3 protein-coding genes and 1 pseudogene are annotated in these 4,754 nt (G+C 60.4%); all 4 read left to right on the top strand.

The window, feature by feature from the left end; all coding sequences use genetic code 11:
- A pseudogene (locus V6C07_RS01340) lies at nucleotides 1-629 on the top strand (acyltransferase domain-containing protein); the annotation flags it as partial.
- A gap of 47 nt (nucleotides 630-676) precedes the next feature.
- Nucleotides 677-2,143, top strand: coding sequence for a TolC family protein (locus V6C07_RS01335; RefSeq protein ID WP_333534596.1), 1,467 nt, complete (start codon nucleotides 677-679; stop codon nucleotides 2,141-2,143).
- The gene (locus V6C07_RS01330; RefSeq protein WP_333534595.1) at nucleotides 2,143-3,087 is read left to right on the top strand and encodes an HlyD family secretion protein; all 945 of its coding nucleotides are present in this window, start codon (nucleotides 2,143-2,145) and stop codon (nucleotides 3,085-3,087) included. The genes V6C07_RS01335 and V6C07_RS01330 overlap by 1 nt, the downstream gene beginning before the upstream one ends.
- Nucleotides 3,088-3,096: 9 nt before the next feature.
- Nucleotides 3,097-4,503, top strand: coding sequence for an oligosaccharide flippase family protein (locus tag V6C07_RS01325; RefSeq protein ID WP_333534594.1), 1,407 nt, complete (start codon nucleotides 3,097-3,099; stop codon nucleotides 4,501-4,503).
- Nucleotides 4,504-4,754 lie beyond the last annotated feature (251 nt).

Genomic DNA, 4,754 nt, shown 5'->3' with positions numbered 1-4,754 from the left:
ACATAACGGCCAACGGCAGGCGTCTCGACAGATACACCCCCGTAGCCGGCGGCATGACCCTGCTGGCTGCCGGCAGCGGGCAGGTCCCCCCCCTGTGGCCGCACGAAACCGGCGTCCCCGGAAGGGAACACCATACCGCTGTCCCCGGTCTGAACGCCGAAGTTTTTTATGAGGCCGTCGGCCTTGGCGCCCCCTGGCGCATGTTGCGAGATTTTTTGGTTTTACCGGGACACAGGTATGCGGCACGCTTGAATCCGCCGCATGCGGCCATTGCCCCCGAAGGCAATAAAGGCTATACTGACGTTCTGCATGTGGTGGAGGGAATGGTGCAGGCTGCCTGGCTGTCCATAGCACAGGAAGCTGAAAACAGCGGAGCGGACATGACAGCGGCGGTCCATGCGGTGCGCTGCTGGCGGCTGCATGCGGCCGGTTTTATCCGATTCGGGGCCGAAAGGGGCAAAGGCCCGTGGCATGTGGTGCTGCGCCGCTCCTGGTCGGATCCCCGGCTGTTGCGCTTTGACGGCCAGGCCGTTGATGAGCGCGGCCGCATCTTCCTTACCCTTCATCATCTGGAATTTGACCGACGGGACCACGAATCCTCGCGCCTTGGCGCGCTCCCGCCGCAATAACCGTGACCTTACCAACGCGCCGGGCGCGAGCCTGTAAAGGGTGCCAGATGCCGCATAACGCACGTACATTCCTTCCAGCGCGGACCTATCTTCCGCTGCTGCTTGTTCTGACCCTGTTTTTCTCTGCCTGCGCCTCCAACAAGGCGGGCCTCAAATCGCCGGAACTGCCCGCCAGACACTGGCTGGAAGAGGCCCCCGGCGTACCGGTGGAAAACAAGAGCAAGCTTGAGGCCGCGGTTCCCAATCTTTATGATCCCGCCAAGGTCTTCACCTTTGAAGACTGTGTTTTTCTTACCATCCAGCAATCGCCGCTTCTGGTGAACAGCGCGGTGGACCTGGAAATCAAGCGCGTCGCCCTTACCGACGCCGTGTGGAAGTATCTGCCAGAGCCGCGCATGACCTTGCAGGTCAGCAACAACCTCACGCAGTACAACATGAACCACAAGGATACCCCCGGCGATTACGGGCGTACCAAGTTTACCGTGGGTTTTTACGCGGCCTTTCCCAATCCTGTTGCCAGCTATTTTGAGCATCAGGTGCAGAAGGCCATGGTCAACCTTGCCATCTCCACGCACCGCAAGGCCGTGGGCGAGGCCATCTACAAGATCGGCCAGGCGTATCTGCAACTGCAGGCACAGAAGAAAATCGTCAAGGCGCAAAAAGAACTGCTGCCCATCGGCAAGGAACTGATTGCCTACTGGCAGCAGGTGGAAGCCGTTGACGGCCGCCAGGGGGTTTCTCTCAATCTTGCCATGCAGCACCAGCGCGAGCTTGAACTCATGCTGGAGCAGACCAAGATGAAAGAAACCATGCAGCTCACCCAGCTTAAAATACTGGCGGGCGTTGATCCCCAACAGCGCCTGGATGTGGACACCTCCAGCGCCGAAGAGATCCTGCGCGGCTTCAACGGGCGCAGGCTCAAATGGGACGAACGCTGGACAACCACCGAAGACGACCTGCTGCTGCGCGGCCAGATCAAGCTGGGCGACTATAACATCATGGTTGCCTGGGCGCAGTACATTCCCGACATGAGCATTGCCCTCAACAACAGCCCGCCGGCCGGTCAGTACCAGCCAGCCAGCGGCAGCGAAGACACCTTCCTGCACCTGAACTTCAGCTTTCCCCTGCTGGACTGGGGCCGCCGTTATCGCGGCGTGCAGACTGCCCGCATGCAAAAGGCGCAGGCATTTCACGAGATGGCCCGCAAACGCACCGACTATTCCAACCGGTGGCTGCAGGCCGAACAGAACGTGGCCCTGGCCGAAACCGAACTCAAGCTCGCGCGCACGCGCTTTGACACGGCGGCCATGCAGTACAAGGAAGCCCATATTTCTTTCAATGAAGGCATCGCCGAGCTGCCCGCCGTGGCCGACAGAAAGGAAGCCATGGTGCAGGCCCAGATAGCCCTTATCCGCGCCGAGCTGACCTGCGAACTGGCCCAGCTTGAATGGATGTATCTTTCCACGGCGCTTCAGGAACATTTCCTCGGCCTGCCCGCCAAAGAGGTGCTGTAATGCAACGCCTTGCCCGTATATGTCTCCCCGCCGCGCGGGGCCTGGCAGCCACACTGGCCCTGCTGGTCAGCCTGGCATTCGCCGCCGCAGGCACTGCTGCCGAGGGCGGCAAAAGCGGCGTGACCATTCTGACCGGCAAAGTGGTGACAACGGTTACACGAGCCGTACCCATGCCCTTTAACGGGGTTGTGGACGCTGTGCTTGTCAAACCCGGCGAAGCCGTGGAAGAAGACGCCCCCCTCATGCGCTACCACCTGCACGAAGACGCCGAGCGTACCTTGCAGCGCGAGGTCATGCAGGGGGCCGGCACAGAAAGTCTCAAGGGGCAGGTTCTTGATCTTGAACGCAAGCTGGCCGAAACCATCGCCCAGCGCAACAAGGCGCGTCAACTTGCCGCATCGGGCCTTGGTTCCCGCCAGGCTTCAGGGCGTCTTGAAGAAGACGTGACCTCTTTGCAGCGCCGCATCGAGCTTACCACCACTACCATCAAAAAAGCTGAAAACAGCTTTTCCATCCGCCTTAAGGAACTGAGCAGCTACTTTGGGCAAGAGATCAAGGAAGGCGAAATTCTGCCTGAAACCCTTACCCTGACCTCTCCCATCAAGGGCTATGTGCTCTCGCTTGACGCCACCCTCAATCCGGGCTCCCTGCTTCCTGCCGGCAGCATGCCCATCAGGGTGGGGCAGCTTGACCCCGTGCTGATCCAGGTTCCCGTGTACGAGGCCGAAATCAGCGGCATCGCGGCAGGTGACAAGGTAGACGTGGAAATCCCCTCGCTGGGCAACAAGATATTCCCCGGCAAGGTCAACGAAATATCCTGGGTTTCCAACGACATGAGCGTCTCGAATCCGTCTTACTACACGGTGGAGATCACGGTTCCCAACCCAGATCTGGAACTCAAGCCCGGTTTCAAGGCCGTCGTGCGTTTCGGGGGCGGCAGGTAAAGCCCAGGCATGAAGCTCAAGAGCATCCCCCGCAGGCTCGGCTATATTCTGGGCGCGCAATGGACGCGCGACCTGGCATGGACGGCCTTTACCATCTTGCTGGCCCGCCGCAGCCCGGACATTATGGGCCAGATCGTGTTGGCCCTCACATTCGGTTATCTGGTGAAAACCATTGCCGATGTGGGGCTTAACGATTTTCTGCTGTCCACCTTTGCCCGGCGCGAGGGCCGCCCCAGGGCGCTGCTTGGTGAAGTCACGTGGCTCAAGCTCGTTGTGCTGGTGCTGGCCCTTGCCGCAACCTGGCTGGTAACAGGCTGGCAAAACTACAGCCCGGAACTGCGCCTTATTGTGCTCTGCATTGCCGCAGGCCTTGGCCTTGACGGCGTAAGCGACTCTTTTTTTGCCCTGTGTCAGGCCCGTGGCCGACAGGATGTGGAAATGCGCATCCGTGTGCCGTCGGCTCTCATCGGCATCGGCTTCGGCATCGCCTGCGTGGTTATGGGCGCGCCGCCCATTGTCATCGCGCTGTACAAACCCATCGAATCCGTCCTCTGCATCATTTTCGCCCTGGCGGCGCTGGGGCGCAACCCCCTGACCGGCGTGGGCAAATCCGGCATGCTTGATCTTGCGCGCCAGATGAAGCACGGGCTTATTTTTACCTGCATGGCCGCCTGCGCCATGTTCTATAACAAGATCAACGTCATCTTTCTCAAACAGTATGGCGGCAATGCCGATGTGGGCGGTTACGGGGTTGCCTGGGAAACCATTGAAGGCTTGTCTGTTCTGGTTTCCAGCGCCCTGCTCGGCAAGGTCATATTTCCTTTGCTGGCAAGGCACTGGCAACAGGACAGGGCCGCCTTCAGCCAGTTGGCGGGCCAGACGGCCCGGACGCTCTGGGCAGCGGCCCTACCCATAATTTTTCTTATCTGTGTGGAAAGCGACCGCTTTTTGCCCTTTATTTACGGGCAAAACTATGAAAGCGCCGTCCGCGCCCAGCAACTGCTTACCCCGTGTCTGGCCACGGCCTTTTTGCATAACCTGGCAGCCTACGCCATGATCGGCATGCGCCGCCACCGCCTGCTGCTGGCCTTTTATGTAAGCGGCCTTGTGCTCAACATCATCTGCTGCTTCACGCTCATTCCGGCCATGCCTCTTGAGGGCGCGGCCCTGTCCCTGACCATCACCAAGGTGTGGGTCGCCATTCTGACGGTGGGCTTTTTCCAGTGGGCCGCCCGGCCCATGAGTGCGGGGCAATGGCTGCTTATGCTGGCTGCCATCATGGCGAGCCTGGCCCTGTGGAAGATCGCGGGCAATGTGGCCCCGCGAGAGGTTGCGGAACTTGTGGGCCTTGTTCCCCTGCTTGCCCTTTTCTGGCGCTGGCGGCCACCGCCGCCCTTTGAAAAAAAGACGGCCTGATCCACGCATTGCGCAGCGCAAACGCAGATCTACAGCCCGGAGGCGCCAAATACAGATGGACAGGCGCAAGGCATTCAGGCCCACGCGTACAGGAACAGCGCCAACGGGTTTACAAAACCGTCCCGCAATGGTTACCTCGTTGACACGAGCACGCGGTACCGGCGGCACACGCGCGTAAGCCTCGACACTCGGCAGACCGCCCCGCGCGCCTCAAACATTCCACACTGTCAGACCATCCACGCCCCCGGCGA

Origin of the sequence: Desulfovibrio sp. 1214_IL3152 (assembly GCF_036763055.1) — a bacterium.
Taxonomy (GTDB): Bacteria; Desulfobacterota; Desulfovibrionia; order Desulfovibrionales; family Desulfovibrionaceae; genus Desulfovibrio.
Note: the sequence above shows the minus strand (reverse complement) of the source record. Positions and strands in the feature narration are given on the sequence as shown.